This is a genomic window from Micromonospora sp. NPDC007230 (genome assembly GCF_042869115.1).
In the GTDB taxonomy this organism is placed as follows: Bacteria; Actinomycetota; Actinomycetes; order Mycobacteriales; family Micromonosporaceae; genus Micromonospora.
In genome coordinates this window covers 1-1,156 of the sequence record NZ_JBIAFE010000080.1, presented here as the reverse complement: position 1 = coordinate 1,156, position 1,156 = coordinate 1, and the positions used below count along the sequence as shown (strand labels likewise).

Sequence of the window (1,156 nt, the reverse complement as noted above, 5' to 3'; positions counted from 1 at the left end):
GCGAAGTGCCTGCCACGTAAGGAAAACTGCCCGGTGTCGAGTCGTGCAGGTTCCCCGCGTGAGAGGCACTTCGTAGGTGCAGATTACCCAGTGGTCGAAGGGCTTGTCCGTCGAGGTCGGTGGCGGTGGCGTGGTGTCGCACGTGGGTGCGGCGCTGTTGCGGTTGCTGGCTGATCGCTGCGGGTTGACGCAGGCGTTGTCGGTGGCGGTGGCCCGGCGGGGGTTCGTCCCGGGGCGGGACCGGGGCAGGGTGCTGGTCGACCTGGCGGTGACGGTCGCTGACGGCGGTGAGGCGATCGCGGATATCGACATGTTGCGTCATCAGGGCGAGGTGTTCGGCCTGGTCGCGTCGCCGGCGACATGCTGGCGGGCCCTGGACGAGATCGGCGACGTGCAGGTGCGGCGCATCAGCCGGGCACGGGCGAAGGTCCGGGCTCGGGTGTGGGCGTTGTTCGGGCAGGTCCCGGCCGCGTGTGCCGCTGGCCGTAGCCTCGGAGACGGCCTCGTCGTGCTGGACGTGGACTCCACGATCGTCCTGGCCCACAGCGACAAGGACGGCGCCGCGGCCACCTACAAGCACACCTACGGGTTCCATCCGATCTTGGTGACCTGCGACAACACCGGTGAACTGCTCGCGATCCGGCTGCGGCCCGGCAATGCCGGAGCGAACACCGCCGTCGATCACCTCACCGTGCTGGCCGAGGCTTTCGCGCAGGTCCCGGCCACCCGCCGCAGGAACCTGTTGGTGCGTGGCGACTCTGCCGCCGCCACCCACGCCGTGCTGGACTGGCTGACAGCGCAAGGCCGCAAGCGTGGCCGGGTCGTGGAGTACTCCCTTGGCTGGTCGATCGGCGAGGCCGAACGCGCCGCCATCGCCGCGCTGCCGACAGCGGCCTGGTCACCGGCCCTGGCCGCCGACGGCGGCATCCGCGACGGTGCTCAGGTCACGGAGCTGACCGGCCTGCTCACCCTGGCCGGCTGGCCGCCCGGCATGCGGGTGATCGTGCGTCGGGAACGACCACACCCCGGTGCACAGTTGTCGCTGTTCGAGGAACGCGACGGCTGGCGCTACACCGCGTTCGTCACCAACACCGCTGTCGGCGCCTTGCAGTGGCTGGAAGCCCGCCACCGCGCCCACGCCCGCGTCGAAGACCGC

At 70.7% G+C, this 1,156-nt stretch carries 1 protein-coding gene; it reads left to right on the top strand.

Going from position 1 to position 1,156, the window contains the following annotated elements; genetic code table 11:
- Positions 1–76: 76 nt before the first annotated feature.
- The coding region (locus ACFYML_RS36600; protein WP_387425017.1) for an IS1380 family transposase at positions 77–1,156 on the top strand (1,080 nt) is incomplete at its 3' end.